We start from the raw sequence: 25578 nt of genomic DNA on the forward strand, positions 1-25578 counted from the left end.
GCATGACCAGCACCGCCACCAGCACCCGAACGGCCGACGCCGTCACCGGCTCGATCGGCGACATCATCGACCGGGCCACCAGCATGGCACCCCTGCACGACTTCCCCGGCGTCGACGACCTCCTGGCCCGCTTCGACGCCATCGCCGTTGCGCATCCCGGACGCGTCACCCGACGCCGCATCGGAACCTCCCGGGCTGGTGACCCGATCCACGACTACGCCGTCGGCACCGGCTCCGCACACATCCTGGTGTACGCAGGGGTGCACCCCAATGAACCCATCGGTTTCCACACCATCCAGCGGTTGGCAGAGGATCTCACCGCCGACGACGCCCTGCTCGCCGCGGTCGACGCAACCTGGCATCTGATCCCGTGCATCGATCCCGACGGAACGCGGCTCAACGAGGGATGGTTCGGCGCGCCGTCGAGCCGTTCGCACTACGCCCGCAACTTCTACCGCCCGGCACCGCAGGAGCAGGTCGAGTGGTCGTTCCCCCTCAGCTACAAGAAGGCGTATTTCGATCGGTCGATGCCGGAGACGCAGGCACTCATGCGCCTGATCGACGAGACGCGACCCGCGCTGCTCGTCGGGCTGCACAATGCGGAGCTAGGGGGCGTCTACTACTACCTGGGGCGCGACATCGCGGGAGCCGTCGCGGACCTCCACGCCATCCCTGAGGCTCTCGGTCTCCCCCTCGACGCAGGCGAACCCGAGTCCGCCGATCTCACGGCGCTCGCGCCTGCGGTGTTCCTGGCCCCCCTCGCGACAGAACACTACGACTACCTCGAATCGCTCGGCCTCGATCCCGTGGCGGAGGTGGGCGGGGGCGGGTCGGCCGACTATGCGCGCCGCTACGGGTCGGTCACCTTCGTGGCCGAGTTGCCGTACTGGACCCATCCCGAGGCCTTCGACACGCGCCCGAGCGGCACCGATTACGCAGCTGTCCTCCGGAAGAAGGCTGCCGGTCTCGGTGACCTCAGCCGCGTGCTGCAGCACGCGTTGTCGTCGGCGCTGCCGCACCTCGTGCTCGACTCACCGTTTCTCCGGGCCTCGTGCGCGTTCATTCCCATGATGGCGGGAGTCGGTGACGCCGAGGCCCGCAGGGCCGAGCTTCCCGAGAGCTCACGCGTGGCCACGACTGCCGAGGTCTTCACCAATGAGGACACGGTGCGCTGCTTCCGCCTGCGCTTCGGGGGGATGCTCCTGCGTGCCATCGATGCCGAGGTCGACGCCGGCGTCGCCCCAGCCGAGTTGCGCCTCATCGGCACAGAGCTGGCCCGGGTCTACGACGGGTGGATCGCGGAGTCCGAATCCGTACCGGGCATCACCGTGCTGCCGATCGAGAAACTGGTGGGCGTGCAATACGCCTCGACGCTCGCCGTCGCGGCCCGGCTCCTCGCGGAGGACGCTTCATGACCCGCTATATCGGCCGGCGCTTCATCGAACTCGCGATCGTGTTCATCGGGGTCACGTTCGTCATCTACGCGATGGTGTTCACGCTCCCCGGGGACCCGATCGCAGCGCTCGGAGGCGACCGTCCGCTGCCCGAGAACGTACAGGCGCAACTACGCGCCGAGTACCACCTGGATGAACCCGTGTGGTTGCAGTACCTGCGCTACATCGGGGGGCTGTTCACCGGGGATCTCGGCACCACCTTCGACGGCCGGCCCGTGGGCGACCGGATGGCCGCGCGATGGCCCATCACCATCACCCTCGCCCTGACCGCCTTCGCGATCGAGGTCGTCGTCGGCGTGATCCTCGGCCTCGTCTCCGGCCTGCGCAACGGCGGTATCCTCGATCGCACCCTGCTGATCGGCACGATCCTCGCGAGCTCGGTACCGGTTTTCGTCCTCGGCGTCTCTGCCCAGCTGGTCTTCGGACTGCAACTCGGCTGGTTCCCCATCGCCGGGGCCGGAGCCGGATGGCCGACGGCGTACCTGCTGCCGGCTACCGTGATCGCGCTGTTCGGGCTCGCGAGCGTCACGCGGCTCATGCGGGGCAGCGTCGTCGACACCCTGCGGTCGGACTTCGTCAGGACCCTCACCGCCAAGGGGATGCCGCGCCGCAACGTCGTCGGCGTCCATGTCATGCGCAACTCGGTGACCCCGGTGCTGACGTTCCTCGCGATCGACCTCGGCTACCTCCTCGGCGGGACCGTCGTCATCGAGGCCATCTTCAACCTGCCCGGCATCGGAGCTCTCCTGTTCGACGCCATCCGGACACACGAGGGGCCGACGGTCGTCGGCGTGGCGACCGCACTCATCCTCATCTTCCTGATGACCAGCGTCGTCGTCGATCTCATCAACTCCCTCCTCGACCCCAGGATCCGCCATGAGTGAGCAACTCGCGTCCCAGCAGGCACCCCTCGTCACCCCCGGCGACCGAAGCGTCTGGACCACCCTCCGCAAGCGGCCTCTCTTCTGGATCTGCTCGGCGGCATTGGGCGTGCTCGCGGTCATCGCCGTTCTGCCCGGCCCGATCGCGGGACTGTTCGGACAGCCCGACCCCCGAGCGTGCGACCTGTCCCGTAGCGCGCAGGAACCCAGCCCCAACCATGTCTTCGGCACCGACCTCCAGGGGTGCGACATCTTCGCGAACGTGGTCCACGGGACCCAGACCTCACTCTTCATCGGCCTGCTCACCACCATCCTGTGCCTGGTCATCGCGATGGTGCTGGGAACGATCGCCGGCTACTACGGAGGTATCGCCGACCGGATCGTCTCGCGGCTCACCGATGTGTTCCTCGGGTTCCCGTTCCTGCTCGGAGCGATCGTGGTCCTCAACAGTGCGGGCACGCGCTCGGCCCTCACCGTCTCCCTCGTGCTCGCGTTCTTCTCATGGCCTACGCTCTCGCGGCTGGTGCGCAGTTCCGTGCGGACCGTACGTGGGGCGGAGTATGTGCAGGCCGCGTCGGCGATGGGACTGACCGACCGTCGTATCCTGCTCGGACATGTCGTGCCCAATTCGCTCGGGCCGGTGCTCGCCATCGCCACCACCATGGTGGGCTCCGTCATCGTCGCCGAGTCGACGCTGACGTTCCTCGGCGTGGGCCTGCGTCAACCCTCGATCTCCTGGGGACTGCAACTCTCCACGGCGCAGTCGTACTTCCAGAGCGACCCCCACCTGCTCGTCTTCCCGAGCCTGTTCCTCACCGTCACGGTGTTGAGCCTCATCACCCTGGGCGACATCCTCCGGGACGCCCTCGACCCGAAGGGACGTTCATGACCATCACCGCAACGGACCGGACCGCCGTCCTCACCCGCATCGCCCCCTACCTCGAGAGCTGGATCGCCTTCCAGGGCGCCTTCCGGGGAGCGGTGGGGGTGCAGGCGGCGCTGCGGGTCGACGACGACGTCGTGCTGAACTACGCCTGGGGAACCGCGGACGTCGACACCGGGGAGACGCTCACCCCCGGACACCTGTTCCGCATCGCCTCGCACTCGAAGACCATGACGGCCACGGCGGTGCTGCAGCTCGTCGAGCAGGGCTCCCTCCGGCTCGACGACGCCGTCGTCACCTGGGTCCCGGAACTCGCGGAGACCCCCCTCGCCACGGTCACCCTGCGCGCGCTGCTCGGCCACAATGCAGGCGTGATCCGTGACGGCGTGGACAATGACTTCTGGCAGCGCGGCGGGGAGTTCCTCGACCGGGAGGCCCTGCTCGAGGAGTCGCGGCTCAACGGAGCCGTGTACGAGACGGACGAGTACTTCAAGTACTCGAACGTCGGCTACTCCCTGCTGGGGCTCGCCATCGAGGCCGCGAGCGGGCTGCCGTACAACGACTACGTGCGTGTGAACATCGTCGGCCGACTGCGCCTCGTCGATTCCGGGCCGGAGTACGACGCCGACCGCGCCGCCGAGTACGCGGCCGGGCACACGGGTCTCACGCAAGCCGATGACCGACGCTGGCGGATCGAACACGTCGATACCCGCGCGATGGCGGCCGCGACCGGCTGGTTCTCTACCGCCGCCGAACTGACGAGCTATGGAGCCGCGCACTGGTTCGGCAACGAAACCCTCGTGTCGGACTCCTCGAAACGGTTGCTGCAGCGCGAGGAGACCATCGTCACGGTCCGCGGACGGGAACTCGGCCGCTACGGGCTGGGCTTCGAGATCCGCACCGTGGGAGAGCGCAAGCTCGTCGGGCACAGCGGTGGCTACCCCGGTCACATCACGCGCACCTGGATCGGCCCGGACGACGCGTTCGTGCTCAGCGTGCTCACCAATTCGGTCGACGGACCCGCCGACTCCCTCGCGACCGGCCTGCTGCAGATCATCGAGATCGCCCTCTCCCCCACCACGGCGGCCCGGGCGCACGACCCGGCGGTCCTCGCGCGGTATACCGGCCGCTTCGCCAACATGTGGGGTGTCACCGACATCGTGGAACTCGGCGGGCATCTCGTCTCGATCAACCCCCGGTCCCCCGAGCCGGCCCTCGCCCACCAGTTCCTCGACGTCGTCGGTGACGACGAGCTCCTCGCCGAACGCATCCCGGGCTTCGGTGCGACGGGTGAGCCCGCATACTTCACGCGCGATGGGGCGGGGCGGATCCTGTCCGTAGCCCTGGGCGGGATGACGCTCTGGCCGATCGACACCTACCGTGCGGCGCTCGCGTCGGGACGCCCGGTCGACACGCTTGGCAAGATGTCCCTATGACAGACAAGCAGAGCGGTTCGCGGTCCTTCTCGGGCGAGCTGGACGACAAGACCCGGACCTTCATCGAGGACTTCGCCTCTTCGTGGGAACTCGCGAACAACGCCCGCATGGAGGGCCGCGTCCTCGGTCTGCTCATGATCGTGGACGAGCCCTACCTGTCCTCCGCGCAGATCGGCCAGCTTCTGCAGGCGAGTACCGGCGCGGTATCGATGGCCACCCGCTCGCTCGTGATCGTCGGCTTCCTCAAGCGACACAACATCCCCGGGGATCGTGCTCACTACTTCCGGGTCGAGGACGACGTGTGGGGCACGTTCCTCAGTGGCGAGCGCGAGTACCTGCGCCGGATGAAGGGCGCGATCACCGGTGGCCTCGGGATCCTTGACAGCGAAGCGGCCAGTCCGCGCACGCGGCTGCGCAACGCCGAGCGCTACATGACCTGGCTCGAGGGGTACCACCGCAAGATGCTCCTCGACTGGGAGGCGTACCGCGATGCCCATGAGAACGACCACACGACAACGAGGGACGAAACGCCATGACAACTCCCGTGCTCACCGTCCGGAACCTCGCCATCAATTTCCTCGTGGGGGGAGATCGGGTGCCGGCCGTGCACGCCGTCGACTTCGACCTCCACGCCGGTGAGGTGCTCGCCATCGTCGGTGAGTCGGGTTCGGGAAAGAGCGTGACCTCCCTGGCCGTGCTCGGGCTGCTCCCCGGCAATGCGCGCGCGTCCGGCGAGATTCTCGTCGACGGCCAGAACGTTCTCGGCGCCTCCGAGAAGGTGTTGTCCGGGATCCGCGGCAGGAAGGTCTCGATGATCTTCCAGGACCCGTCGAACGCGCTCGACCCGGTCTTCACCGTCGGATACCAGATCCTGGAGATGCTGAAGCGCCATCGCCCGCAGCTGACCGCAGCTCAGCGTCGCGAACGTGCCGTGGAGCTGCTGCGGATGGTGGAGCTGCCCGATCCCGAGGACCGGCTCGACTACTACCCGCACCAGCTGTCCGGTGGGCAGGCGCAGCGCGTCATGATCGCCATGGCTCTCGCGTGTGACCCGGAGATCCTCATCGCCGACGAACCGACGACGGCGCTCGACGTCACCGTGCAGCGGGAGATCCTCGACGTCCTGCGGAGGCTGCAGCAGCGCACCGCCGCGGCGATCCTCCTCATCACGCACGACATGGGCGTCGTGGCGGACCTTGCAGACCGGGTCGTCGTCATGCGGCGGGGACGGGTCGAGGAGACCGCGCCCGTCCAGCGCATCTTCGAATGTCCAGAGGCTGACTACACGAAGGCCTTGCTCGCGGCGGTCCCACGGCTCGGAGCCGCCCACCGAGCATCGACAGCTGTACCTCACGAACGTCCGGTTCTCGAGATCGCCGATCTGGTGGTGGAGTACCGCAATCGACGCGGGCGGGCGATGCGCGCGGTCGACGGCGTCTCCATGGACATCCGCGCTGGGGAGATGATCGCTCTCGTCGGCGAATCGGGCTCAGGCAAGTCGACGATCGGCAAGAGCGCGCTCGGCCTCGCCCCACTGACCGAAGGTCATATCGTCATCGATGGTGTCGATCTGGCCACAGCGTCGCGCTCGCAGGCGCGAGCGCTCAAGAAGCGCATCGGCGTGGTGTTCCAGAACCCTACTGCCGCGCTCGACCCCCGACGGACCATCGGCCAGTCGATCGGCGAACCCATCCGGGTCCACGAACGCCTGCGCGGTGGCGCACTCTCTGCGCGTGTCGATCGCCTGCTCGAGGCTGTCGAGCTGCCTGCCTCGTGGGTTGCGCTACCCGCACGAGCTCTCGGGTGGCCAGCGCCAGCGCATAGCGATAGCCCGCGCTGTATCGCTCGAGCCGATGCTGCTCATTGCAGATGAGCCGACCTCGGCGCTGGATGTCTCAGTGCAGGCGACAGTGCTCGAGTTGCTGCGCACCATCCAGGGCAATCTCCGTTTCGCCTGCCTGTTCATCAGTCACGACCTCGCGGTCGTGGACGAGCTCTGCGACCGCGTGGTGGTGCTGCATCGCGGAAAGATCGTGGAACAGGGTGACCGCCACACAGTATTGACGGCCCCCGAGCATCCCTATACCCAACGCCTGCTCGCGGCCGCTCCCGTTCCGGATCCTGTGGAGCAGGCACGTCGGCGGAATGAGTCGGTCGCCGCTCTGTGAGAGCAGGGTGCTCCGTGTCAGGCGGCACCACGGCTGTCTTCTTCCACCGGCATTGAAGCGAACGACGGCGGGGCAATCCCCTGCGGAACTGCCTCGCCGTCATTCCATCTGGCGATGGCTACCGCTAGCTGTCGCAGCCGATCCCGTCGCCGTCGCGGTCGAACTTCTGCTGGAAACCGGGTGTCCAGGCGGCGATCGGTGCGGCACCTGCAGCACGGACTGCATCGCAGTTCTGGTAGTAGGGCGCGGGAGCCGGAGCTACCGGTGCGGGTGCAACGGGCGCAGGTGCCGGTGCCGGTGCGACCGGGGCGGGTGCCGGCGCCGGGACAACCGGCGCGGGGGCAGGAGCCACGGGAGGGGCAACGGGCTCCGGCACGACGGGTGCCGGCGCCTCGGTTTCGGCGGGCGCCACCGGCGGTGCCACGGAGGGTGCCATCTGGTTGGTCGGCGCGAGGATGCCGTTGCAGTCGGACAGGATGCGCGCCATGGCGTCGTGTTCGGCCTGTGTCACCCACAGGGCGTACGTCGCCTTGACCGACACCTGCCGTGCCACGTACTCGCAGCGGTAGCCCTTGTTCGGCGGCAGCCAGGTGGCGGCGTCGCCCGCGCCCTTCTGCTGGTTGGTGGGACCATCCGTTGACTGCAGGTTCAGCGGGTCGTTCGCGAAGGCGACGCGCTGGTCGAAGGTGAGCTGCTGAGCGCCCTTCTGCCACGCGTCGGAGAGGGCGACGACGTGGTCGATCTGCACCTTGGTGCTCGTCGCCTGTCCGCGCAGGAACGAGATGGTGGACGCCGTGTACGGATCGTCCAGGATGCCCGACTGCACCTTGCAGGGCACGGAGTTCGCGTGGACGATCTCCGTCAGGTCCCTGTTGAGCATGTCGTTGCGGGTGTCGCAGCCATTGTGGTCGACGTCGAGCCAGGCCTGCCCGAACTGCTCGCGGTCGTACCCGGTGTTCGGCGCGCGTCCCTTGATCGGCAGCGTTTCCAGGACGGCGAGCGCCGTGGTGTCGAAAGCCGGCTGGTCCGCCGGTGCCCGGGGCGTACCGGAGGCGTCGGGGACGGTGTCCGGGTCGAGCGGGGCGACGTCCGACGACGTTGCGCTGGGAGTGGGTGACGGCGTCGGCGTGGCGGACGGCGTCGCTGTGGCGGAGGGCCGGCTCGTGCTCGGCTCCTCGGTAGATTCCGCCTGCTCGGCCTCCTCCGTGGCCTGATCGGTCACCTGTTCGGCGACGGCTGTCGGGACCGTGTCGGACGCGGGCGCGATGGCACCACCGATGAGGAGCGCGACGACGGCTGCACCTGCGGTGATCGCTCCGGCCTTGCGCCCGGCGAGGCGTGCCCATGACGGGCGGTTGGTGATCAGCGTGTAGAGGCCCGTGAAGAAGGCGAACGACGCCGCCATCATGAGTGCTCCGCCGATACCGCCGGTGATGAGCCCGACGACCACGAGGATCAGTGCAAGTCCGGCGAGGATAGCGGTGGAGGTCCGTATCTCCAGCTTGATCGTGGACGACGAGGTCGACGACGGCGTGCGGGCAGGCGGACGGAATGGCGATTTGATGAGATGCTCCCCAGCGTTGATGCGATGTCTTGGGGCAGCGTACCCGCGGTTCTGCGAAATGATGAACATGTCAGCATTGGCTGCTCATTCATCGTCCCTCGGCTTTGGATTGGCTCAGTTTCCGCTCAGGACTGGAGCCGATTCGCGCTTCCCTTCCCTATCCGGGATCAGGAGCATCGGCCTGTGCTAGAACTTCTCTGTCACCTGCTTCGCTGAGACCTGTCCGAAGGCGCCCACGCCGGCCCGGTTGATGGTCCCGCATCAGCTGACACTCCAATCCCTGCGGTGTCGGGTGAGTCCATCGAGCCACCACCGCCCAGCTCTCGTATTCGTACCCGTAGAAGAAGACCGATGAATCCTGCTCGTTTTCGCCGCCTCGCGCCGGCGACCCTCCTGACCGCGGCGGTTCTCGCCTCGACCCTGACAGCCTGCACCGACCCTGCGTCGTCAGGTGAGGCAGCATCCGACTACCAGCCGGGCACCGTCGTTCGGGTGGTCGACGGCGATACCCTCGTCATCAATTTCGACGGCGAGGACCAGACCGTACGCCTGCTGAACGTGGACACTCCCGAGACGAAGCACCCCGACAAGCCCGTCGAATGCCTTGGCGCGGAGGCCACTCAGAAGCTCGAATCGCTGACGCCGCCAGGAACGAAGGTTGCGCTGGATTTCGATATCGAGCGAACGGACAAGTACGACCGCGTGTTGGCCGCCGTCTTCATCGAGGACCAGGTCCTGGTCAACGCGGAACTCGCGCGGGTGGGCTTGGGCGTCCCGGTTCTCATCGAGCCGAACAGGAAGTACTACGAAGAGGTGCAAGCGGCCTACAACGAGGCCACAGCACAGGGCGCCGGGTTGCTGGACGTCGCGGAAGGCTGCACCCTTCCGGCTGAGGTGACCGATGCCGTGGAGACCCTCGCCGCGGCGACCGAGGCTCCTGTCGGCGAGACAGGGGCAGCTGTCGCTGCAACCGCTGCCGGAATCCTCGCCGCCCTGACGACAGCGAAGGCCGCACGGGAAGCCCTCGAGGCGGGCAAGGACACCGTTCGGGTTCTCGCGGTCGGAGCCGATCGCACGGCAGCAATGGTGAGCGACCTCGACTCCCAGATCGCCAAGGGCGAGCGGTCACTGGCCGCTGCTGACACCAAAGCCACAGCACTCAGGGAAGCCGAAGCCGCCGCGCAGGTCGCAGCGGCTGAAGCAGAAGCCGCCAGGGCAGCAGAAGCAGCGCGGGTCGAGGCCGAACGTATTCAGGCGGAAGCAGCGGAGGCCGCCCGTATCGAGGCCGAGCGGGTCCAGGCGGAAGCCAATGCTCGTGCCGAGGCCGACCGGCTGGCGGCCGAAGCGGCAGCCGCCGCTGAGCAGGAGCGCATCCGGAACCTCCCGCCCGCACCCGAGCCCTACGTTCCGCCCGCGCAGCAGTATGTTCCTCCCGCTCCCCCTGTGATCGCGGATCCTTACACCGGTCCTCGTTGCTACGCACCCGGTGGAAAGACTTACCGGCCCTGCTGAGCGTGCAGCGCCATCGACTCACCAGCTCATCGACGCCGCGACCGCTCCGTGGCCTCGGGCTGCTCTTCTGGGGAACTACTGCTGGCTGTCGTCGATTAACTCCCTGAGCAGTAGGTCACTCCGCACCAGGAGCTGCGTTGCATCACACCAGGAGGATCGGTCATGGCGAGCAGCTTCGCGGCAGCAGCCGTCGGCGAATCGACGGTGACCGGTAGAACCACGTCCCCTGTCCCCCAGCTGTCCGCTCAGGCGGGCCGCCGATGACCGGCAACGTCACGCGCAACCGTCGGCGGCGCCCGATTCAGGTGCTCGTGGCCGTCCTGATCCTCGCCGTGCTCGGCTCAGCACTCGTGTTGCTGGGGCCGACTTTCCTCAGCGGCTTGTCCACCGGAGGCGGATCACTTCTCACCCGTCCGGAGTGCGTGGTGCGCACTCCGAACGGAGAGATCGGGCTCAGCCGAGATGAGGCGAAACGAGCCACGACGGAAGTAGCTCTTCGGGGCCGTGGCGTAGAGCCCACGGAAAGCTCGAGCCTCGACGAAGCCGCGATTCAGGCCCTGACTGACGGTCCGGCAAGCGACGCCGGGCCGGTCCTGACCTGTAAGGGCTCCGTGGATTCGGATCTGCAGGTGGAGGAGCTGACCCCGTCGGGCCTGACTCCGCGCGCCGAGCAGGTGCGGACGGCTATGGCTGAGGTGTTCGGCGACCAGAGCCTCGGCGGTTTCGAGCCCGGCGGTGTCGGTTCCGGGCACGGCGGTGACTCCACGCATTATGACGGGCGGGCAATCGACATCTTCTTCCGACCCCTGACCGCGGAGAACCGGAGGCAGGGATGGATGCTCTCGCACTGGCTGGTCGCGCATGCCGAGGACCTCGACATCCAGTACGTCATTTTCGACGACCAGTTCTGGAGCGCACGCCTGGCCAGAGGCGGATGGCACCCCTACGACGCTCCCGCACCTGCCAACGACATTCTGCGCCACCTCGACCACGTGCACGTGGACGTGCTCGCCGGCGAAAGCTGAGCTGATCGTTAGGAGGCCCACTCAAAAAAGTGTTGCGGTACCAGCTCGGTCCCATTGGCGACCGTGGCGTCTACGTTCCGGTTGAGATGAACGGCACCTGCGAAGTGCTTGAAAAGCAGAAGGGGTCATAGCGCGGCCTTCATGCGGCCTTCACCGCGTCAATTGCGCGTCACTTCTGGCTGCGTACCCATACCGGCATCCCCCATAGGGAGCGCCGTAGCACCGTTGTTTCCTGATGAGATCTGCCGCTTGATCTGCTCGAGCTCCTCCTTGAGCGAATCGACAGTCGCACGGTACTTCCTGAACTCCGCCTTCCGGCGCTGCGCGGCAAGGGAGCTGAGACCAGCGGCAAGAACGACCAGCGGGAATGACACCAGCAGTGCCCACCCAGAAGTCGCCAGGAAGCCCAGCGCGAGGGGAAGTGCCTCTTGGAATGAGCGGAAGTCATTGACCCCTCCCACTACTCCTTCCATAGCGGAGTCAAGTGGCTCCAGGAACTCCCCCACAAGAGGCGTTTCGGAGAGTGACGGAGCGCTCAGCGGTGCCTCTCCGTCCAGGGACCACCGCGAATCATTGAAGTTGCTCAGAATGTAGATGCCGGCCGCCGCGTTGAGCGCGGCGAAGAGCAGAACCGCGCCGAGCGCAATCCAGTGCAGGCTGCGCGGACGCCACAACCCGAACACCAACGCGATGACGGCGGCTGCAATCCATGGGAAGGCTCTAAGCGCGTCAAGGCTCATGCTGCCCAGTAGATCCAAGGAGTACCCCCATAGAGATGAAATGAATGCGTGCCAGCAGCTCTGACGCACCGCTGCAAGGCTATAGCTCCTTGTCGGTCGGGCTGGCCAGCGACACCATGGCCCAATGGTTGGTCATGGCGTGAATGAGCTCGACACGCGCGCAAACACCTGTCATCGGGGATCGACGTGGTTCATCAGCGAACCCCTGCAGCAGAAGCGAGCTGACCGCCGGAGGCAAGCCGACCGCCGTCGTGCACTGCGCCTCTGAACGTGCCGCCGGGCGCTGGGCGGCCATTGTGCGAAGCGAAAGGGAAGCCTAGGATCCTGCCGGGGAAGGACTTGGTCTCGACCGATTCCATGAAGGGCGATCCCATGACTGACTTCTTCACCATGAGACCCGGCGAGACTGCAGCGCCCGTGCCATCGGGGCCCGTCCTCTGCACCGGATCGGCGAGTATGCGTCGGATCCACCGCTTCTTCCTGTGGGCGTACGGCGAGGCGCCCGGCCTGGTGAGATCCGTCGAACCCGGCGACACAGGCCGCGCCGCCTACGTCGGCGAGGTACTGGGGAACTTCGACAAGGTGCTTCATGTGCATCATGAAGGCGAGGACGTCCTTATGTACCCACGCCTGGCGGAGAGAGCACCGGGGTGCGCCCTTCACATAGAGCAGATGCTCGCGCAGCACAGGCAGGTCACGCAACGGCTCGAGAGCATCGAGCCAGTTCGCCTGGGCTGGATGGAGACAGCCGAGGAAGGCGTGCGAGCGGACCTCGCTGATCGGTACGAGGAGTTGTCCACCGTCCTCCAGGTGCACCTGCGCCGCGAGGTCACCGAGGTGATGCCCGCTGTGGACAGAGTGATGACCGAGAAGGAGGGGAAGGAGATCGGGAAGCACGGCGTGGAGACGTTCGACAAGAAGTTCCTGGTCGGTTACCTCGGGATGGTGCTGGCCACGAATCCGCCCGCCGAGCGGGAGGAGTTCTTCAAGGAGCTCCCGCCGCCGGTCCGCCTCGCTTACCGTCTCATAGGGCGCAGGTTGTACCGCAGGCAGTACGCCACGCTCTTCCCGGGGCGCCCCATTCCCGACACCCTCTAGGTCCTCCTGGCGTCCGGCCCGCCGTCCTCCCCCCACAGGAACTAGAACACGCGAATAGGGATCTATGCCGGGCCTATGAGCAGCAACTCGATCTCGTCGTCCAGCATTACCGGAGTGATGGACGCCGCGGCCGTGTTCAGGGAGGTGCAGTACTCCCCCACATAGCTGCGGCCCATGCTGATGCCCTGCTCGGCAAGGCGCTTGTACGCCTGTCCGTCCCGCAGGTACAACTGGCTGACCGAAATGCCGTCGAATTGGGCACGAGGGTCGAAAACCGACCTGTGACTCGGTGCACGCTCACCCACGGATCTCGGTGCTACGCACCGGGCGGGAGGTCCTGGGCCCTGCCAAGACAAGCGTCCGCTTGGTACGTACGGCGGGCTAGCCTCCTAAGGGGTAGCTAGCCCGCAGGATGCATGTGAAAGCAAAGCACACGGAGCAGGATCCGCTGGCGAATAGGCGTCGGCTCCAATAGGCGAATAGCGCAGTTAATCAACGGGGAACATCGCCCTCGCGGTCCGGCCGATGACACTGGTCATCGTTGCGTCCACCCCTCCCCCTATCACTCCACCTACGAGCGGTATGCCCTTTGCGAGGGTGACTACAGATCGTTTGGTCCCATACTTGCTTACGAGCGCGAATCCGACCTTCTTGTTGATCTCGCGAATCACAGCTACAGGGAGCTTTCTGATTGCATTGATAGCAACTTTCTCCCCTGCCTTGATGCCGATCGTTTTGGCGATTTGCTGAGCGTTCGAGCCAACCGCAACGAGGGTGACCATGGTTCGGACATGGGGGTCCGAAGGATCGTATCCGCGAAGGTAAGCAATGGCAGCGGCTAGACGCGCATTGATCACGAGTGCTCCAGCCATATTGGCGGGGATAGTCACCGGCATAGCGATGAAACCCCCTAGCCCCGTCACAAAGCCGTTGACACCCGCCGCTTCCACTGACTCCAGAATCAACCTCTTGATCACCTTGTCGATGTCTTCGCACTCGCCCGGTCGCACTTTTCGCGCTGGTTGGCTATTCGCTTCGTAGCGGCCCCCCTGAACGCGAGCCAGACGGTCTTCCGCCCACTTGATCGATCCAGCCAGTGGACCGACGCCTGAGTCGATCACCTTGCCGACCATGTTCTGAAGTTGGTCTGAGACCTTCTCGGCGAGACTGAGCGAATCCTCGGGCTCTGATACGGTCGCGTCGGCCATCGCCGTTCCTTCCTAGTTCCAGAATGAGCGCACCGAAGATTCTCCGCGCGTTGACTCGCGGATCAATCGGTGGATGTGGGATCAGTAGCTCTTGAGCACTGTAACCGATAGCGAAAATTTTTTCCGGACGAGGTGGAAGCAGACATGGCAATTTCAGCTATGGCATGGCCTAAAGCTTGTCTCGCCATGGATCAATGGAAATGCATTGTCGCTCGTGATCGGAGATGCGACGCGATACTTTGCGCGGCACGCTCGCGTCGCAGGACCGTACTCACGCGCTACACTGAGGCCGAATTCGCTCATCTGGCATGGCGCTAGACAGCGCAACCGCTAATTCGGCCTCAGGGCTGTCAATGGCTGAAACGGAGCCTACGATTACAAAGCTTAAAATCATCTCGTCCGTGGCTGCTGGCATGATTGTGGCCGTAGGCGGACTCGGCGTCGCAAGTGCATACGGGGTAAGCCCGTTTCAAGGCAGCCGAGACGACCAGAGCCAGCCGGCCTTGCTTACATCTGTCAAAGACATCAGCGAGTACCACGCGGTCGAGGGTACCTTCCAGCAGGTACTTCAAATCGAGGACGACGTCCCCTGGGTTCCCGAACTTCTCGCGGGCCGGCAGACAACGTTTGTTGCGGTGGGCACGGTAAGTGCCTACGTGGATTTGGGAGGACTCGCGGAGGACGATCTGGTCCTGTCCCCGGATGGCAAGTCGGTCGACGTGCGACTGCCGGAGCCGCAGTTCGACAAGCCCAATCTTGACCAAGAGCTGACCTACGTCCTCGACGAGGATCGTGGAGCCTTGGATCGGATTTCCGACGCGATCGAATTGCCCGAGCAGTCCCAGTACTACCGGGACGCAGAAGCGAAGATAGCGGCCGCCGCGGAGGAATCGGGGCTTATTGACCGAGCAACGGAGAATACCGAGGCCATGCTGACTGGCATGTTCGGCTCGCTTGGAATTGCCGTAATCTTCCTGGATTGAGCAACGGCTGAGCTGCATTCCTCGTGAAGTCCTGCTTCTTCTAACACGACTGCGGGCCGGCCCCCGCAAGGTGACCGGCCCGTCGTCGTTGCGCAGGAACTAGAACACGCGGATCGGGATCTCCGCCGGATCCATGAGCAGCGACTCGATCTCGTCGTCGAGCCTCACCAGCGTGATGGATGCGCCGGCCATGTCCAGGGAGGTGCAGTACTCCCCCACGTAGCTGCGGCCCACGCTGATGCCCTGCTCCGCGAGGCGCTTGTGCGCCTGCCCGTACAGCAGGTACAGCTCGCTGATCGGGGTGCCGCCGAGGCCGTTGATCATGAGCGCCACGCGGTCGCCCTCCTTGAACGGCAGGTCCTTCACGATCGGGACGAGCATCTCCTCGACGATCTCGTTGGCCGGCATCATCTTCCCCCGATGGCGGCCTGGCTCACCATGAATCCCCACACCGATCTCGATCTCGTCCTCGCCGAGCTCGAACAGGGGGCTGCCTTTGGCCGGCGGCGTGCAGGCCGTCAGCGCGACGCCCATGGTCCGCGTCACCGCGTTCACCTTCTCGCCGATCCGGATGATCTCGCCGAGGTCCGAGCCCCGCTCGGAGGCTGCGGCGACGGCCTTGATGACGAAGAAGTTGCCCGCCACCCCCCGCCGCCCGATCGTGTAGGTGGAGTCCTCCACGGACACGTCATCGTTGATGAACAGCGTCTTCACCTCAATGCCGTCCGCCGAGGACATCTCCTCGGCCATCTCGAACACCATCTTGTCGCCCGTGTAGTTGTTCACCAGCAGCAGCACGCCCTTGGGCGACGCCATGAGCTTGGTGGTCTCGTACACGTAGTCGAACGGCGGGGCCGCGAACACGTCGCCCGGGCACGCGGCGTCGAGCATGCCCTTTCCCACGATCATCACGTGGGCCGGCTCGTGTCCCGAGCCGGAGCCCTGAATGATGGACACCTTGCTCTCGTCCGGGCCGTCGGCGCGCATGATCAGGTTGTACTCGGGCACGTACTTCAGCGTGTCCGGGTTGGCGAGCGCCAGGCCCTCGAGCATCTCCGGGACGAACTGCTGCGGATCATTGACGAACTTCTTCATGGGGGCTCCACATCGTTGTGAGTTGGGACGGGTAGAAGGAAGAGTCAGGGCCAGTCGGCCACGATGCGCTCGATGATGACGGCCACGGCCACCGCACCGGCGTCGGGCGAGCCGATGCTGCGCTCCCCGCTGTAGCTGGCGCGGCCGCGCTTCGCCTGCATGCTCGACGTCGCGTCCGCGCACTCGCGCACCTTCGCGGCGAACGCCGTCCGGCACTCCTCCGGCGAGGCGCCCGCGGCGAGCTGGTGTTCGAGCTCGTCGGTGGCGGGAATGAGGGCATCGAGCAGGGTCTTGTCGCCGAGGTCGGCGTTGCCGCGCTTCTTGATGCCGTCGGTGGCACCGCGGAGCATGGCGACGACGGCGGCCCCGTCGATCGTCTCGGTGGTCTTCGCGGCAGCGGACGCCCGGAGGAAGGCCGTGCCCCACAGCGGTCCCGAGGTGCCGCCGATCCTGCTGGAGATGGCGAGCGCGATCTGCTGCAGGAAGGTGGCGACGTCGTCGCGCTTGAACGAGTCCCAGTCCGCCAGCACCTTCTCGAAGCCGCGGGCGAGGGAGTAGCCAAGGTCGCCGTCGCCCACCACGGAGTCGAGATCGCCGAATTCCTTCTCCTTCTCGACGGCGGTCTGCGCCAGTGAGTGGACGACGTATTCGACGTCGGCGAGTTTGGTGGTGCTCATGGGATCTCCGTTCCGGTGGACGATGCGTGGGAGGCGGACGGCGCCATGGAAGAGGCGTCGAGCAGGGCCTGCAGGGTGGCGAGGGTGACGACGCCGCGGAGCCCGACGCCGTGCGGGTCCTCGAGCACCTCGGCCTGTTCGCCGTCCGGATCGCCGAGGGAGCTGACGACGAGCGCGGCGCCCGTGAAGTCCTCCTCGCGGGTGAAGCCGCTGACGGTCACCACGGTGGCGAGGCCGGCACCGACGGCGGCGCGCAGCCCGTTCCCGCTGTCCTCGACGACGATCGCGTCGTCAGCCGACACTCCCAGCTCCGAAAGGGCCAGCAGGTAGATGTCCGGTGCCGGTTTCTTGGCGGGCACGATATCACCGGCGAACACGGCGAAGTGCGAGGCGAGGTCGTCCCCGACGGCGTGCGTCAGGACGGCACGGACCGCGGGTTCCGCGGAGGTGGAGGCGACGGCGAGTGTCCACCCGGCGTCATGCGCTTCCTGCACGATGCGCGCGATGCCCGGTCGCGCCGGCATGACCCCGCTCCCGACGAGGCCCTTGTAGACCTCGGTCTTGCGCTTGTGCCAGGAGAGGATCGCGGCGTCGACGGCGTCGTCGTCGTGCAAACCAAGGGAGTCGGTCAGCGACGGTGTGAGGATGCTGCGCATACGCTCCTTGCCGCCGCCGATCTTCACCTTCTCGGCGTACTCCTCGACGCTCCACTGCACGGGCACGCCGAAGTCGGAGAAGGTCTGGTTGAAGGCGGGGAGGTGGCCGTACTGCTCGGTGTCGGCGAGCACGCCGTCGCAGTCGAAGATGAGGGCCGGCATGGTCAGCGGCCGCCCTTGCCCGCGCTGCCGAACTGCTTGCAGAGGTCCGTGACAAGGGCGACGACGTCTGAGCGGGTGTGCTTGAACAGCGACGGCGGGTCCCACTTACTGTTCTGCTCGGCCTGCTTGAGGAACGCCAGGCTGGACTGCATGTACGTCTCCTTGAGTGCCGTGGAGATGTTGACCTTCGCGCAGCCGCGGGCGATGAGGTCGGCGAACTGCTCGGCGCTCAGGCCGCTACCGCCGTGCAGGGCGATGGGGACGTTGCGTGCCTCGACGATCTGCGTGACGCGTCCGGCGTCGAGCACAGGCGCGGCCTTGTAGCTGCCGTGGGCGTTGCCGATCGAGGGGGCGAAGACGTCGATCCCGGTAGCGTCGATGAATGCGAGCGCCACCTCGAGGCTCTGCTGCTTGGAGACGTCGTCGGACCCGTGGTCGTCCTCGACGCCGGTAATCGCCTCGATCTCGCCCTCCACTTGGGCGCCGTAGCTGCGGGCCTCCGCGACGACCTCGATGGTCTGGCGCTGGTTCTCCTCGACCGGGAGGTTGGACGCGTCGAAGAGCACCGAGTTCCAGCCGGCCTTCAGGCATTCGGTGACCACGTCGCGGTCGGGGCAGTGATCCAGGTGCAGGGTCACGGGCACCTCGATGCCGCGCGTCATGGACTGCCACATGTCGAACAGCACCCGGGAGCCGATACTGCGCACGGTCTTCACCGAGGTCTGCAGGATCACCGGGGAGTTGGCCTCCACGGCGCCGGCGAGCACGCCCTCCATGGTCAGGTCATTGAAGATGTTGATGGCGGGCACCCCGTAGCGCGCCTCGAATGCCGGGTCGACGATGTCCTTCAGCGGTACAACGGCCATGGTGATTCCTCCTGGTCAGGCTGACCCCCACGCTAGGTGGGCGAGGCCGCGCTGGATATGGGGGTTCTCCCGCCCTCCCCCTGGGGGTAATCACCACCTCGTCAGCGGCGGACGCGCGTGGTTGAGTGGGCCGCGGCCGCCCGGCCACCCACTTCGACGACGAAGGACCCCCATGACTCCCGGATCAGTACTCGAAACCATCACGTCCAAAGAGGCCCGCCTCGTCATCGATGCCGCGGCAGCGAAGGCCGAGGAGATCGGCCAGCCGATGGACATCGCCGTGGTCGACGCCGGCGGGAACCTGAAAGCGCACGTGCGGATGGACGGCGCGAACATCGGCAGCATCACCATCGCGATCAATAAGGCCTACACGGCCATCGCCTTCCAGTGCGAGACCGGCGACCTGCAGGGCGTCACCCGCCCCGACGGTCCGATCTACGGGCTGAGCGATGCGCATGGCGGGCGCCTGGTGGTGTTCCCCGGCGGCATCCCGCTGGTGCGCGACGGCAGCATCGTCGGCGCCATCGGCGTCTCCACGGGCACCATCGAGCAGGACCAGGAAGTCGCCTCCGCCGGCGCCGCCGCCTACCTGGAGTTCGCGATTGCCTGACCCTAGTGCTGCAGGGTCAGCGCGCTAGGATCGGTCATCCACACGAGATGTGCCGGCCTCGGCGATCCGCTTGATGGCGGCAAGCGTCTTCGGGATGCCGTCAAGCGCCTGCCGGGTCCGGTCGATGATCTGCGCGGGCGCGTCCTCCCCGAACTTCTCCTCGAACATGGCGATGCCGCCCGGCAGGAAATCCCAGGATTCGGTCAGAGTGGTCCCGGTGCCGGCCGGCGTCAGCATGTAGCGCCAGTGGACCCGATCGCCGCCGACCACCCAGGCGAACTCACGGCCGCGGTCTGCGGCCACGACCTGCGACCGGGTTTCCCAGGTGCGGTGCGGAAGCTCATTGCGCCCTGTGAACCAGGCACCGACCTGGCCCGCGTCGGTGTCGTTCTCCCACCAGCACCGCGTACACACCGGACTCCATTCGCCGGTGCGGGTGATGTCCGAGACCAGGTCGTAGATGCTGTCCGCCGATGCTTGAATCGTGATGGACTCCTGGTGGTGGCGGATCTCTGTCGGGCTCATGCGCCCATTCTCACAGAGGAATCCCCTCGTCCTGCGGGGATCGGCTACAGCAATCTGTGCCCGCATAGACTGGGTCCTCACGCCGGCTACGGAAGGCCCCACATGTTGAGCACCGAACGAACCGGCACCGGAAAGCCACTCGTCCTCGTGCATGGGCTCGGCTCGAGCGTCCGCACCTGGGATCCTGTCCTTCCTCAGCTGCAGGAACAGCGCGAGGTCATCGCTCTCGACCTCCCTGGGTTCGGCAGCAGCGAGCCGCTCGCGGGCGAGGTGACCCTCGCGACCCTCACGGACGCCGTCGAGCAGTTCCTCGAGCAGGAGAACCTGCGCGACGCGGATATCGTCGGCAGCTCGATGGGTGCGCGGATCGTCGTCGAACTGGCGCGGCGGGGTCACGCCGGCAACGTCGTCGCCCTCGATCCCGGAGGATTCTGGAACGACACCCAGGTGCGCATCTTCAACGGCAGCATCACCGCGTCCATTGCACTGGTACGGCGCCTCCAGCCCGTCCTGCCGTTCCTCGTCCAGCAGGCTGCGGGCCGGACGGCGCTGCTCGCCCAGTTCTCCGTGGCCCCCTGGAAGCTCGACCCGGACCTCGTCCTGACGGAGCTCCGCGGATTTGCCACCTCGCCCAGTCTCGACGAAGCGCGTAAGTCACTCGCGCACGGACCGCGCCAGGCAGGCGCGCCACAGGGGACGATCAAGGGCACGCTGGCGTTCGGCTGGGGCCGCTCGGACAGGGTCACCCCGCTCAGCGAGGCAGCCGTCGCCATGTCGCTCTATCCGGACGCCACCCTGCACGTCTTCGAGGACTGCGGGCACTTCCCGCACTGGGACCAGCCGCAGGAGACAGCCCGGTTCATCCTCGACGCCACCGCCGCTGGGTCTTCGTAACCATCCTCTGAGACGCACACCTGGCGAGCGTGCTGGTGGCGCCTCAGTACGTAGGCCTCCGCCGGCGTCGCCGCCTATCTGGAGTTCGCGATTGCCTGACCCTGGTGCTGCAGGCCTACCAGCATGGTGCGGTTACGTGCCCCGGTCTTCCGCAGCATGGCGCTTACGTGCTTCTCGACCGTCTTCACCGAGATGGCGAGCCGCGTGGCGATCTGCTTGTCCGCCAGCCCCTCTGCGAGGAGGTCCCGCACCTCGAGCTCGCGGGCCGTCAGTGATATCGACTCGCCTGTGTCCGCCGCGCGATGCTCCGTGAGCCGCGTGAACATCGCCCCGTCCAGCAGGGCATCGCCGCGGGCGGCGGCGACGACGACGCGCGCCACCTCGGCCGGCGTCGAAGAGGTTGAAAGGAAGCCCCGCACGCCCGACGACGCCGCGGCTGCCAGGAGTTCGTCCGCGAAATGGTCGACGACGGCGACCACCGGCCGCTCGACGGTGTCCGAGTCCGTCACCCGGGCTTCTGAATATCCGGACAGCAGGTGCTCGTCGAGGACGATCATGTCCGGCTGCAGGAGGGACACCGATTCGGTGAGATCCTCGAGCGTCCCGAACTCGCCCAGGACCTGCACCGACGGCTCGGACGTCTCGAGCAGCCGGACGAGTCCGGCCCGCAAAAGGGGTTGGGTGCAGGCGACGAGGACCTTCCATCGTTCGCGGGAGGCGTCCCCGTTCGAGGAGTACGGCACCTGCGCTCGGACGCTCGTCCCCCAGCCGAGCGTTGATTCCACATGGAGTTCACCCCGAAGGTAGTGGGCCCGGGCGGCCATGCCGTGCAAACCGAGCCGGCTGCCCTTCAGGTCCGTGCTCTCCCGGCCCTCGAACCCGCGACCGTTGTCCTCGACGACGACCGAGATGCCGGTGGTGTCGTAGAAGATGCCCACCCGGCACGCGGTAGCGCAGGCATGAGCCACCGCGTTGGCCACGGCCTCCTGGATGATCATGAAGAGCTGGTGGGCGACGACGGGTGCCAGTTCGTGGGGACTGCCGGTCACGAGGAGTGTCACGTCCATCGGATTGCTCGCGCTCACCCGGTCGAGTTCCTGGCGGACCGCTTCCTCGAGCGAGCGGTCGGCCAGGCTGGAGGGTCCGAGTCCCAGCACGGTGCGGCGGGTCTCGAAAAGCGCCTCGTGGGCGAGCACCCGGGCGGAGTCGATGTGCTGGGTGGAGGGCGACCCGCCCGGTGTCGCCTTGTCCGCGCGGTCGAGGTGCAGCAGGAGCGAGCCCAGGGATCGGCCGATGGTCTCGTGGACCTCCTGTACGGCGCGCTCACGTTCTCCTGCGACGGCAGCCTCGCGTTCCTTCGCTGCAGCGGCTTGGTGGAGGCGCGAGTTCATGATGGCGATGGCGGCGTGATTGGCGAAGAGCTCCACGAGGGAGGCGTCGCCGGGGCTGAAGACGCGGCCGGGACCGTCACTGAAGATGGCGAAAGTGCCGATGATGCTGCCGGCCCAGGTGATGGGGACGCCGATGACGGCGCTCCCCCACCGAGGGTCCGCCGGGTCGATGTGGCCCATCGGCACAGACGCGTAGCGGTCGAGGATGACGGTGCCGCGGGTCTTCACGATCTGTCCGGTGAGGCCTTCGGTCAGCGGGAAGGTTTGGCCCTCGCGGCATCCGACGCCTTGGTCAACTTCCTTGCGGTAGTAGCCCTCGGCCTCGTGGACGATCGAGATGGAGCCGCTCTCGCACCCGAGGAGGACGGCGGCGTGCCCGAGGACGCGTTCGAGGAGCGGCACCAGTTCGAACTGTCCGGCGAGGTCGCCGGCAAGTTCGGTGATGCGGTCGAGCTGCGAGGGCGGGGGGTTCTGCTGGTTCTGGGTGTTGCTGGGCGTGGGAAGCTGCTGCATGTACGGCACCTGTCTCCTGCAACCGGGCGCGACACTGCGCACGGGCCTTCAGGATAGCGGGCTCGGTGTCGAGACCCCTTTTCACTAGGCCGCATGCATCGCCACCCCCAGCGCGGTCAGGTCAGGACGCGATCGAGTCAATGAGAGGAGCAGTGCCGCCGGTACACAGGCGTCGGCGGAAACCTCCACTAACCTTTGATGGCGCCGCGATCACGTGACCGGATCCCTGATCGCCCCGGGCTGCGCCATCAAAACTAATTTGCAAGTTCGAGCGGCGCGGCCCACTACCAATCTAGCGAGGGTCGCACCTCCCCAAAGGGGGGATCGAGAGCGCTAAGAAAGAGCGCAAACTACCGCTTTTTCAGCGGTGAACTGAAACCAGCCGGAGGCGACGACATCGGTCGCACGCTGAAACTGTATTAAACTCGACACAGCGACCAATGACAACTGGGAGGTCATGAGCGCCTAAGCAGGGCTAACGGACAGCGAAGGCTTCCGTACACATCTCGCCTTCTCGGTGTCCCGCAAAAGCATCCACTGAACGAAGCCTATTCCAATCGTCACCTCGACTACGGGGCCCGGCCTTAATCCGCGTGACCTCTATCGCTGTTCGAGGTGTTGCCACCCACCTCGATTCGGATTTTCTTGTTACTACGCTAATGTCGAATTGGTGTACTACGCGATGCTATAGTTTGCAGAAAACAGCCGTTGTCTTTGGCTGACATCAGAGACAGAACCTAAAGATGGACATAGATTAGTGAGTTACTGGAAGACGTATGACCACTCAAATTCGATTGTGGAAACGCTGTATAGCGATGACTCAAACAACTTGCTGGAAACGAAGTCCGCCCTGATTAGCGTTATCGCGACAGCCCCGCACGCCAGCGAATATTTGAAATCTGAGACATACGTTCCGTCGCCGCCTCCGGGTCTGGCCGCTCTGATGGTAGCGAAAACTCGGTTCTTCTTCAATGTAACCAAATGCCGGGAATTTTGGGGCGACGCAATGATTGCTGCGGCCGTGTTCTCAATGACCCAAAACGCTCCGGCGGCTTTCATAGCCACTTCGATCCGAAAGATTTACGACAACCTGGTTGCCCTTAACGAAGAGGAAGCAGAGGTGGTGCATGTTCTGATAAGTACATGTCACGGGAACCCCTACCAGCAGGGCGTGACGGAAGCGCGGCTCAGGCGTTGTTTTCTTGAAGCCACTTTAGACTTTGACAATGTTCTCGACAACTTGGAGAGAAAAGGAGTACTACGGAAGTCTCGAGGAGATAAGCTTCGACTAGTGTTCTGATAAGGACCCCCTGAATGTGAATGCCTCGCCTGTCCAGGCGGAATCGCGTTTACCCATATCGCGAAGGTCGCTGCTCAGTTTGCATCTCGTCGGGGTCGGAGGTATTTGCCAATCCGCCTCCTTCATCTTCGCTCAGCGGATGGTAACGAGACTGCCGGCTGGAGCTTGAGACCCGCCCTTATTGGCTTCTCGAGCTCCTAGCCATGTGGCGGGCGGTGCCCGACTAAATGTAGCGTTTTTGATAGGAACATAACCTAAGTCGTATCGGAACACGCCTATGAGACGAGTTCGTGTACCACGCGCCCGGATACCCACGGGAATAGATAAATTGGGCTCTGGAGGAGCACCCTCCCGCAGCACTCGGAAAATCCTGAAAGCACCTCAATGGTCAGCATCCTCGACATAGCGGTGGCGCGTCAGTCAGAACTCTGCTTTTACTCGCTTGGATGTCTGTCCGGGTAGCGTACGCTGCCCAGCTGCAAGCTAGCAGTCTCAAAACGGTCGTCAGAGGGAATCATGGTTTCTGAACAGCCAGCCCTGGTAATAGATGCTGGCCTCTGCTCAGCGATACGAACGAGGTACCGGCACGCTGCGGAGCACCTCCGGTCGCCGTAGATATAGAATTGGGACTCATGACCTCCGTGCAACCAGACCGACCCGCCTCCACTGCTCGGATGGTGGATCTTTTCGCAGGACCGGGCGGTCTGGATGTAGCCGCAAGCTGGTTGGAGGTACCGGCAGTCGGCATCGAGTGGGACGAAAACGCGTGTGCCACCAGAGAGCGCGCCGGGCTGGAAACGGTGCAGGGAGACGTACGCGACCACGGTCCGCATGAGTTTCCCCACGCAACGATTCTTACGGGTGGGCCACCCTGTCAGACCTACACATTGGCAGGTTCAGGTGGAGGGCGACGAGCCCTGAACCAGGTGCTCCGCTTCATGGCGCGCATGGTCGAAGGAGAGGACGTCTCCACTGATTTGGCCGCCCTGGACGACGAAAGGACGGGGTTGGTGCTGCAGCCACTGCGCTGGGCACTGGAAGCTCACCACTTGGGGCGCCCTTACGAAACCATCGTGCTGGAACAGGTGCCGGCTGTGCTTCCGGTTTGGAAAGCCATGGAGGAGGTGCTGCAAGGAATTGGATACAAGACGACGTCGGACGTCCTGCACGCAGAAGAATACGGGGTTCCGCAAACTCGTCGTCGCGCCATCCTCATAGCCACTCTGCACGGCTCGCCGACAATGCCGAAAGCGACCCATCGTCGGTACAGGAAGCGATCCGCCACAAATGAGGTCGAGTCCCCCCTAGCCGCCTGTGAAACCATAGGAGGAACCCTGAAGCGTTCTGGGTCCTTCGTCGTCGTCTCCAACTACGGTTCTGGTGGTGACCCAAAAGCCCGAGGACGTCGATCCTCTCGGGAACCAGCCTTCACCGTAACGGGTAAGGTCTCACGCAATCGCGTCTTGTCCGACCGCGGTGACGAACTCGACAGGTTCAACCTTTCCGAGGCCGGTCTTCTGCAGACATTTCCTGCGGATTACCCCTGGTCAGGTAAGGACATCTACCAACAAATTGGTAATGCCATTCCCCCTCGCTTGGCCGCTCACGTACTGGCAGCCGCACTTGGCACTAAACTGGACGAAGAATTCTTCAGCCGAATGATGAAGCAGACCTGGCTGACTGTAGAAGGCCGCAAGACTAGCCCAGCACAAGCCACTCAACCAGACTTGGTGCATTCCGCTCGCACGAACTTCAACCATGGAGAACTCGTTGCATCGCACTCGTAGACGACAGCGCTATTTATGCATCAATATTGGCGCCTGACGGGAAACCTCTGGCCCGACCATCCCGCGAGGTATGAGGGTGGCGGCCTGGTTGTGACGCCGATGAGGACGCAAACCTTTGTGGTTCGATGCGGTGGAGGGCGAGTGCATGCA

The 25578-nt window shown here is 65.3% G+C and carries 24 protein-coding genes and 1 pseudogene; 15 read left to right on the forward strand and 10 right to left on the reverse strand.

What is annotated here, in order from left to right; all coding sequences use genetic code 11:
* Positions 1 to 2: 2 nt before the first annotated feature.
* The 7 genes and pseudogenes from AC0Z9V_RS11150 (at position 3) to AC0Z9V_RS11180 (ending at position 6822) form a co-directional block, all read left to right on the forward strand.
* Entirely contained in the window at positions 3 to 1415 is a 1413-nt protein-coding gene (locus AC0Z9V_RS11150) for a M14 family zinc carboxypeptidase (RefSeq protein ID WP_485141525.1), read from the forward strand.
* Positions 1412 to 2338: an ABC transporter permease gene (locus AC0Z9V_RS11155; RefSeq protein WP_485141526.1), complete on the forward strand. Its 927-nt coding sequence runs from the start codon at positions 1412 to 1414 to the stop codon at positions 2336 to 2338. Before AC0Z9V_RS11150 ends, AC0Z9V_RS11155 begins: the two co-directional genes overlap by 4 nt.
* Positions 2331 to 3224, forward strand: a complete 894-nt coding sequence (locus AC0Z9V_RS11160; RefSeq protein ID WP_485141527.1) for an ABC transporter permease — start codon at positions 2331 to 2333, stop codon at positions 3222 to 3224. The genes AC0Z9V_RS11155 and AC0Z9V_RS11160 overlap by 8 nt, the downstream gene beginning before the upstream one ends.
* Positions 3221 to 4654, forward strand: a complete 1434-nt coding sequence (locus tag AC0Z9V_RS11165) for a serine hydrolase domain-containing protein (RefSeq protein WP_485141528.1) — start codon at positions 3221 to 3223, stop codon at positions 4652 to 4654. Before AC0Z9V_RS11160 ends, AC0Z9V_RS11165 begins: the two co-directional genes overlap by 4 nt.
* Positions 4651 to 5190: a GbsR/MarR family transcriptional regulator gene (locus tag AC0Z9V_RS11170; RefSeq protein ID WP_400482991.1), complete on the forward strand. Its 540-nt coding sequence runs from the start codon at positions 4651 to 4653 to the stop codon at positions 5188 to 5190. Before AC0Z9V_RS11165 ends, AC0Z9V_RS11170 begins: the two co-directional genes overlap by 4 nt.
* A pseudogene (locus AC0Z9V_RS11175) lies at positions 5187 to 6477 on the forward strand (ATP-binding cassette domain-containing protein); the annotation flags it as partial. The gene AC0Z9V_RS11170 and the pseudogene AC0Z9V_RS11175, both read left to right, overlap by 4 nt.
* 30 nt (positions 6478 to 6507) lie before the next feature.
* Positions 6508 to 6822, forward strand: coding sequence for an ABC transporter ATP-binding protein (locus tag AC0Z9V_RS11180; RefSeq protein ID WP_485141683.1), 315 nt, complete (start codon positions 6508 to 6510; stop codon positions 6820 to 6822).
* A gap of 124 nt (positions 6823 to 6946) precedes the next feature.
* Here the strand turns inward: AC0Z9V_RS11180 and AC0Z9V_RS11185 are convergent, their stop codons facing one another.
* Positions 6947 to 8455 carry a GmrSD restriction endonuclease domain-containing protein gene (locus AC0Z9V_RS11185; protein ID WP_485141529.1) on the reverse strand — a complete coding sequence of 503 codons (1509 nt, stop codon included), beginning with the start codon at positions 8453 to 8455 and terminating at the stop codon, positions 6947 to 6949.
* A gap of 216 nt (positions 8456 to 8671) precedes the next feature.
* Here AC0Z9V_RS11185 and AC0Z9V_RS11190 point away from each other — a divergent pair, with 216 nt between their 5' ends.
* Both AC0Z9V_RS11190 and AC0Z9V_RS11195 read left to right on the forward strand, forming a co-directional pair.
* Positions 8672 to 9898, forward strand: coding sequence for a thermonuclease family protein (locus AC0Z9V_RS11190; RefSeq protein ID WP_485141530.1), 1227 nt, complete (start codon positions 8672 to 8674; stop codon positions 9896 to 9898).
* Positions 9899 to 10158: 260 nt separating this feature from the next.
* Positions 10159 to 10923: a VldE C-terminal domain-containing protein gene (locus tag AC0Z9V_RS11195; RefSeq protein ID WP_485141531.1), complete on the forward strand. Its 765-nt coding sequence runs from the start codon at positions 10159 to 10161 to the stop codon at positions 10921 to 10923.
* 158 nt (positions 10924 to 11081) lie between these two features.
* On the opposite strand, the gene AC0Z9V_RS11200 is transcribed toward AC0Z9V_RS11195, so the two are convergent.
* Entirely contained in the window at positions 11082 to 11663 is a 582-nt protein-coding gene (locus tag AC0Z9V_RS11200; RefSeq protein WP_485141532.1) for a hypothetical protein, read from the reverse strand.
* A gap of 372 nt (positions 11664 to 12035) precedes the next feature.
* Here AC0Z9V_RS11200 and AC0Z9V_RS11205 point away from each other — a divergent pair, with 372 nt between their 5' ends.
* Complete coding sequence (locus tag AC0Z9V_RS11205) at positions 12036 to 12761, forward strand: hemerythrin domain-containing protein (RefSeq protein ID WP_485141533.1); 726 nt, start codon at positions 12036 to 12038, stop codon at positions 12759 to 12761.
* A gap of 62 nt (positions 12762 to 12823) precedes the next feature.
* Here AC0Z9V_RS11205 and AC0Z9V_RS11210 read toward each other — a convergent pair whose 3' ends face one another.
* Together AC0Z9V_RS11210 and AC0Z9V_RS11215 are read right to left on the reverse strand one after the other, a co-directional pair.
* The gene (locus AC0Z9V_RS11210) at positions 12824 to 13066 is read right to left on the reverse strand and encodes a dihydroxyacetone kinase subunit DhaK (protein WP_485141534.1); all 243 of its coding nucleotides are present in this window, start codon (positions 13064 to 13066) and stop codon (positions 12824 to 12826) included.
* 183 nt (positions 13067 to 13249) lie between these two features.
* Positions 13250 to 13969, reverse strand: a complete 720-nt coding sequence (locus AC0Z9V_RS11215) for an EcsC family protein (protein ID WP_485141535.1) — start codon at positions 13967 to 13969, stop codon at positions 13250 to 13252.
* Positions 13970 to 14322: 353 nt separating this feature from the next.
* Here AC0Z9V_RS11215 and AC0Z9V_RS11220 point away from each other — a divergent pair, with 353 nt between their 5' ends.
* Positions 14323 to 14952, forward strand: a complete 630-nt coding sequence (locus AC0Z9V_RS11220) for a DUF4230 domain-containing protein (RefSeq protein ID WP_485141536.1) — start codon at positions 14323 to 14325, stop codon at positions 14950 to 14952.
* A 99-nt stretch (positions 14953 to 15051) separates the two neighbouring features.
* On the opposite strand, the gene dhaK is transcribed toward AC0Z9V_RS11220, so the two are convergent.
* The 4 genes from dhaK to AC0Z9V_RS11240 are packed head-to-tail and all read right to left on the reverse strand — an operon-like array spanning position 15052 to position 18408.
* Positions 15052 to 16047, reverse strand: coding sequence for a dihydroxyacetone kinase subunit DhaK (gene dhaK / locus AC0Z9V_RS11225; RefSeq protein WP_485141537.1), 996 nt, complete (start codon positions 16045 to 16047; stop codon positions 15052 to 15054).
* 44 nt (positions 16048 to 16091) lie between these two features.
* Positions 16092 to 16724 carry a dihydroxyacetone kinase subunit DhaL gene (gene dhaL / locus AC0Z9V_RS11230; protein ID WP_485141538.1) on the reverse strand — a complete coding sequence of 211 codons (633 nt, stop codon included), beginning with the start codon at positions 16722 to 16724 and terminating at the stop codon, positions 16092 to 16094.
* The gene (locus AC0Z9V_RS11235) at positions 16721 to 17542 is read right to left on the reverse strand and encodes an HAD-IA family hydrolase (protein WP_485141539.1); all 822 of its coding nucleotides are present in this window, start codon (positions 17540 to 17542) and stop codon (positions 16721 to 16723) included. The genes dhaL and AC0Z9V_RS11235 overlap by 4 nt, the downstream gene beginning before the upstream one ends.
* 2 nt (positions 17543 to 17544) lie before the next feature.
* Positions 17545 to 18408, reverse strand: a complete 864-nt coding sequence (locus tag AC0Z9V_RS11240) for a class II fructose-bisphosphate aldolase (RefSeq protein ID WP_485141540.1) — start codon at positions 18406 to 18408, stop codon at positions 17545 to 17547.
* Between the two features lie 172 nt (positions 18409 to 18580).
* On the opposite strand from AC0Z9V_RS11240, the gene AC0Z9V_RS11245 reads away from it, so the two are divergent.
* A complete protein-coding gene (locus tag AC0Z9V_RS11245; protein ID WP_485141541.1) occupies positions 18581 to 19018 on the forward strand; it encodes a GlcG/HbpS family heme-binding protein in 438 nt (145 codons plus the stop codon).
* A 24-nt stretch (positions 19019 to 19042) separates the two neighbouring features.
* On the opposite strand, the gene AC0Z9V_RS11250 is transcribed toward AC0Z9V_RS11245, so the two are convergent.
* Entirely contained in the window at positions 19043 to 19543 is a 501-nt protein-coding gene (locus AC0Z9V_RS11250; RefSeq protein ID WP_485141542.1) for an SRPBCC family protein, read from the reverse strand.
* 105 nt (positions 19544 to 19648) lie between these two features.
* Between AC0Z9V_RS11250 and AC0Z9V_RS11255 the strand changes: the two genes are divergently transcribed.
* Positions 19649 to 20437 (forward strand): alpha/beta fold hydrolase, encoded by a 789-nt coding sequence (locus tag AC0Z9V_RS11255; protein WP_485141543.1) that lies wholly within the window; start codon positions 19649 to 19651, stop codon positions 20435 to 20437.
* Between the two features lie 74 nt (positions 20438 to 20511).
* Here AC0Z9V_RS11255 and AC0Z9V_RS11260 read toward each other — a convergent pair whose 3' ends face one another.
* The gene (locus AC0Z9V_RS11260; protein ID WP_485141544.1) at positions 20512 to 22341 is read right to left on the reverse strand and encodes a hybrid sensor histidine kinase/response regulator transcription factor; all 1830 of its coding nucleotides are present in this window, start codon (positions 22339 to 22341) and stop codon (positions 20512 to 20514) included.
* Between the two features lie 796 nt (positions 22342 to 23137).
* Between AC0Z9V_RS11260 and AC0Z9V_RS11265 the strand changes: the two genes are divergently transcribed.
* A complete protein-coding gene (locus AC0Z9V_RS11265; protein WP_485141545.1) occupies positions 23138 to 23641 on the forward strand; it encodes a hypothetical protein in 504 nt (167 codons plus the stop codon).
* Positions 23642 to 24315: 674 nt separating this feature from the next.
* Complete coding sequence (locus AC0Z9V_RS11270) at positions 24316 to 25428, forward strand: DNA cytosine methyltransferase (RefSeq protein WP_485141546.1); 1113 nt, start codon at positions 24316 to 24318, stop codon at positions 25426 to 25428.
* The last annotated feature ends 150 nt before the right edge of the window (positions 25429 to 25578 follow it).

Source organism: Arthrobacter sp. UYP4, assembly GCF_057291175.1.

Bases quoted from the DNA above. Each gene is read 5' to 3' on its own strand.
- AC0Z9V_RS11150 (WP_485141525.1), top strand. From the start codon at position 3: ATGACCAGCACCGCCACCAGCACCCGAACGGCCGACGCCGTCACCGGC.
- AC0Z9V_RS11155 (WP_485141526.1), top strand. From the start codon at position 1,412: ATGACCCGCTATATCGGCCGGCGCTTCATCGAACTCGCGATCGTGTTC.
- AC0Z9V_RS11160 (WP_485141527.1), top strand. From the start codon at position 2,331: ATGAGTGAGCAACTCGCGTCCCAGCAGGCACCCCTCGTCACCCCCGGC.
- AC0Z9V_RS11165 (WP_485141528.1), top strand. From the start codon at position 3,221: ATGACCATCACCGCAACGGACCGGACCGCCGTCCTCACCCGCATCGCC.
- AC0Z9V_RS11170 (WP_400482991.1), top strand. From the start codon at position 4,651: ATGACAGACAAGCAGAGCGGTTCGCGGTCCTTCTCGGGCGAGCTGGAC.
- AC0Z9V_RS11180 (WP_485141683.1), top strand. From the start codon at position 6,508: ATGCTGCTCATTGCAGATGAGCCGACCTCGGCGCTGGATGTCTCAGTG.
- AC0Z9V_RS11185 (WP_485141529.1), bottom strand. From the start codon at position 8,455: ATGTTCATCATTTCGCAGAACCGCGGGTACGCTGCCCCAAGACATCGC.
- AC0Z9V_RS11195 (WP_485141531.1), top strand. From the start codon at position 10,159: ATGACCGGCAACGTCACGCGCAACCGTCGGCGGCGCCCGATTCAGGTG.
- AC0Z9V_RS11200 (WP_485141532.1), bottom strand. From the start codon at position 11,663: ATGAGCCTTGACGCGCTTAGAGCCTTCCCATGGATTGCAGCCGCCGTC.
- AC0Z9V_RS11205 (WP_485141533.1), top strand. From the start codon at position 12,036: ATGACTGACTTCTTCACCATGAGACCCGGCGAGACTGCAGCGCCCGTG.
- AC0Z9V_RS11215 (WP_485141535.1), bottom strand. From the start codon at position 13,969: ATGGCCGACGCGACCGTATCAGAGCCCGAGGATTCGCTCAGTCTCGCC.
- AC0Z9V_RS11220 (WP_485141536.1), top strand. From the start codon at position 14,323: ATGGCTGAAACGGAGCCTACGATTACAAAGCTTAAAATCATCTCGTCC.
- dhaK (WP_485141537.1), bottom strand. From the start codon at position 16,047: ATGAAGAAGTTCGTCAATGATCCGCAGCAGTTCGTCCCGGAGATGCTC.
- dhaL (WP_485141538.1), bottom strand. From the start codon at position 16,724: ATGAGCACCACCAAACTCGCCGACGTCGAATACGTCGTCCACTCACTG.
- AC0Z9V_RS11235 (WP_485141539.1), bottom strand. From the start codon at position 17,542: ATGCCGGCCCTCATCTTCGACTGCGACGGCGTGCTCGCCGACACCGAG.
- AC0Z9V_RS11240 (WP_485141540.1), bottom strand. From the start codon at position 18,408: ATGGCCGTTGTACCGCTGAAGGACATCGTCGACCCGGCATTCGAGGCG.
- AC0Z9V_RS11245 (WP_485141541.1), top strand. From the start codon at position 18,581: ATGACTCCCGGATCAGTACTCGAAACCATCACGTCCAAAGAGGCCCGC.
- AC0Z9V_RS11250 (WP_485141542.1), bottom strand. From the start codon at position 19,543: ATGAGCCCGACAGAGATCCGCCACCACCAGGAGTCCATCACGATTCAA.
- AC0Z9V_RS11260 (WP_485141544.1), bottom strand. From the start codon at position 22,341: ATGCAGCAGCTTCCCACGCCCAGCAACACCCAGAACCAGCAGAACCCC.
- AC0Z9V_RS11270 (WP_485141546.1), top strand. From the start codon at position 24,316: ATGGTGGATCTTTTCGCAGGACCGGGCGGTCTGGATGTAGCCGCAAGC.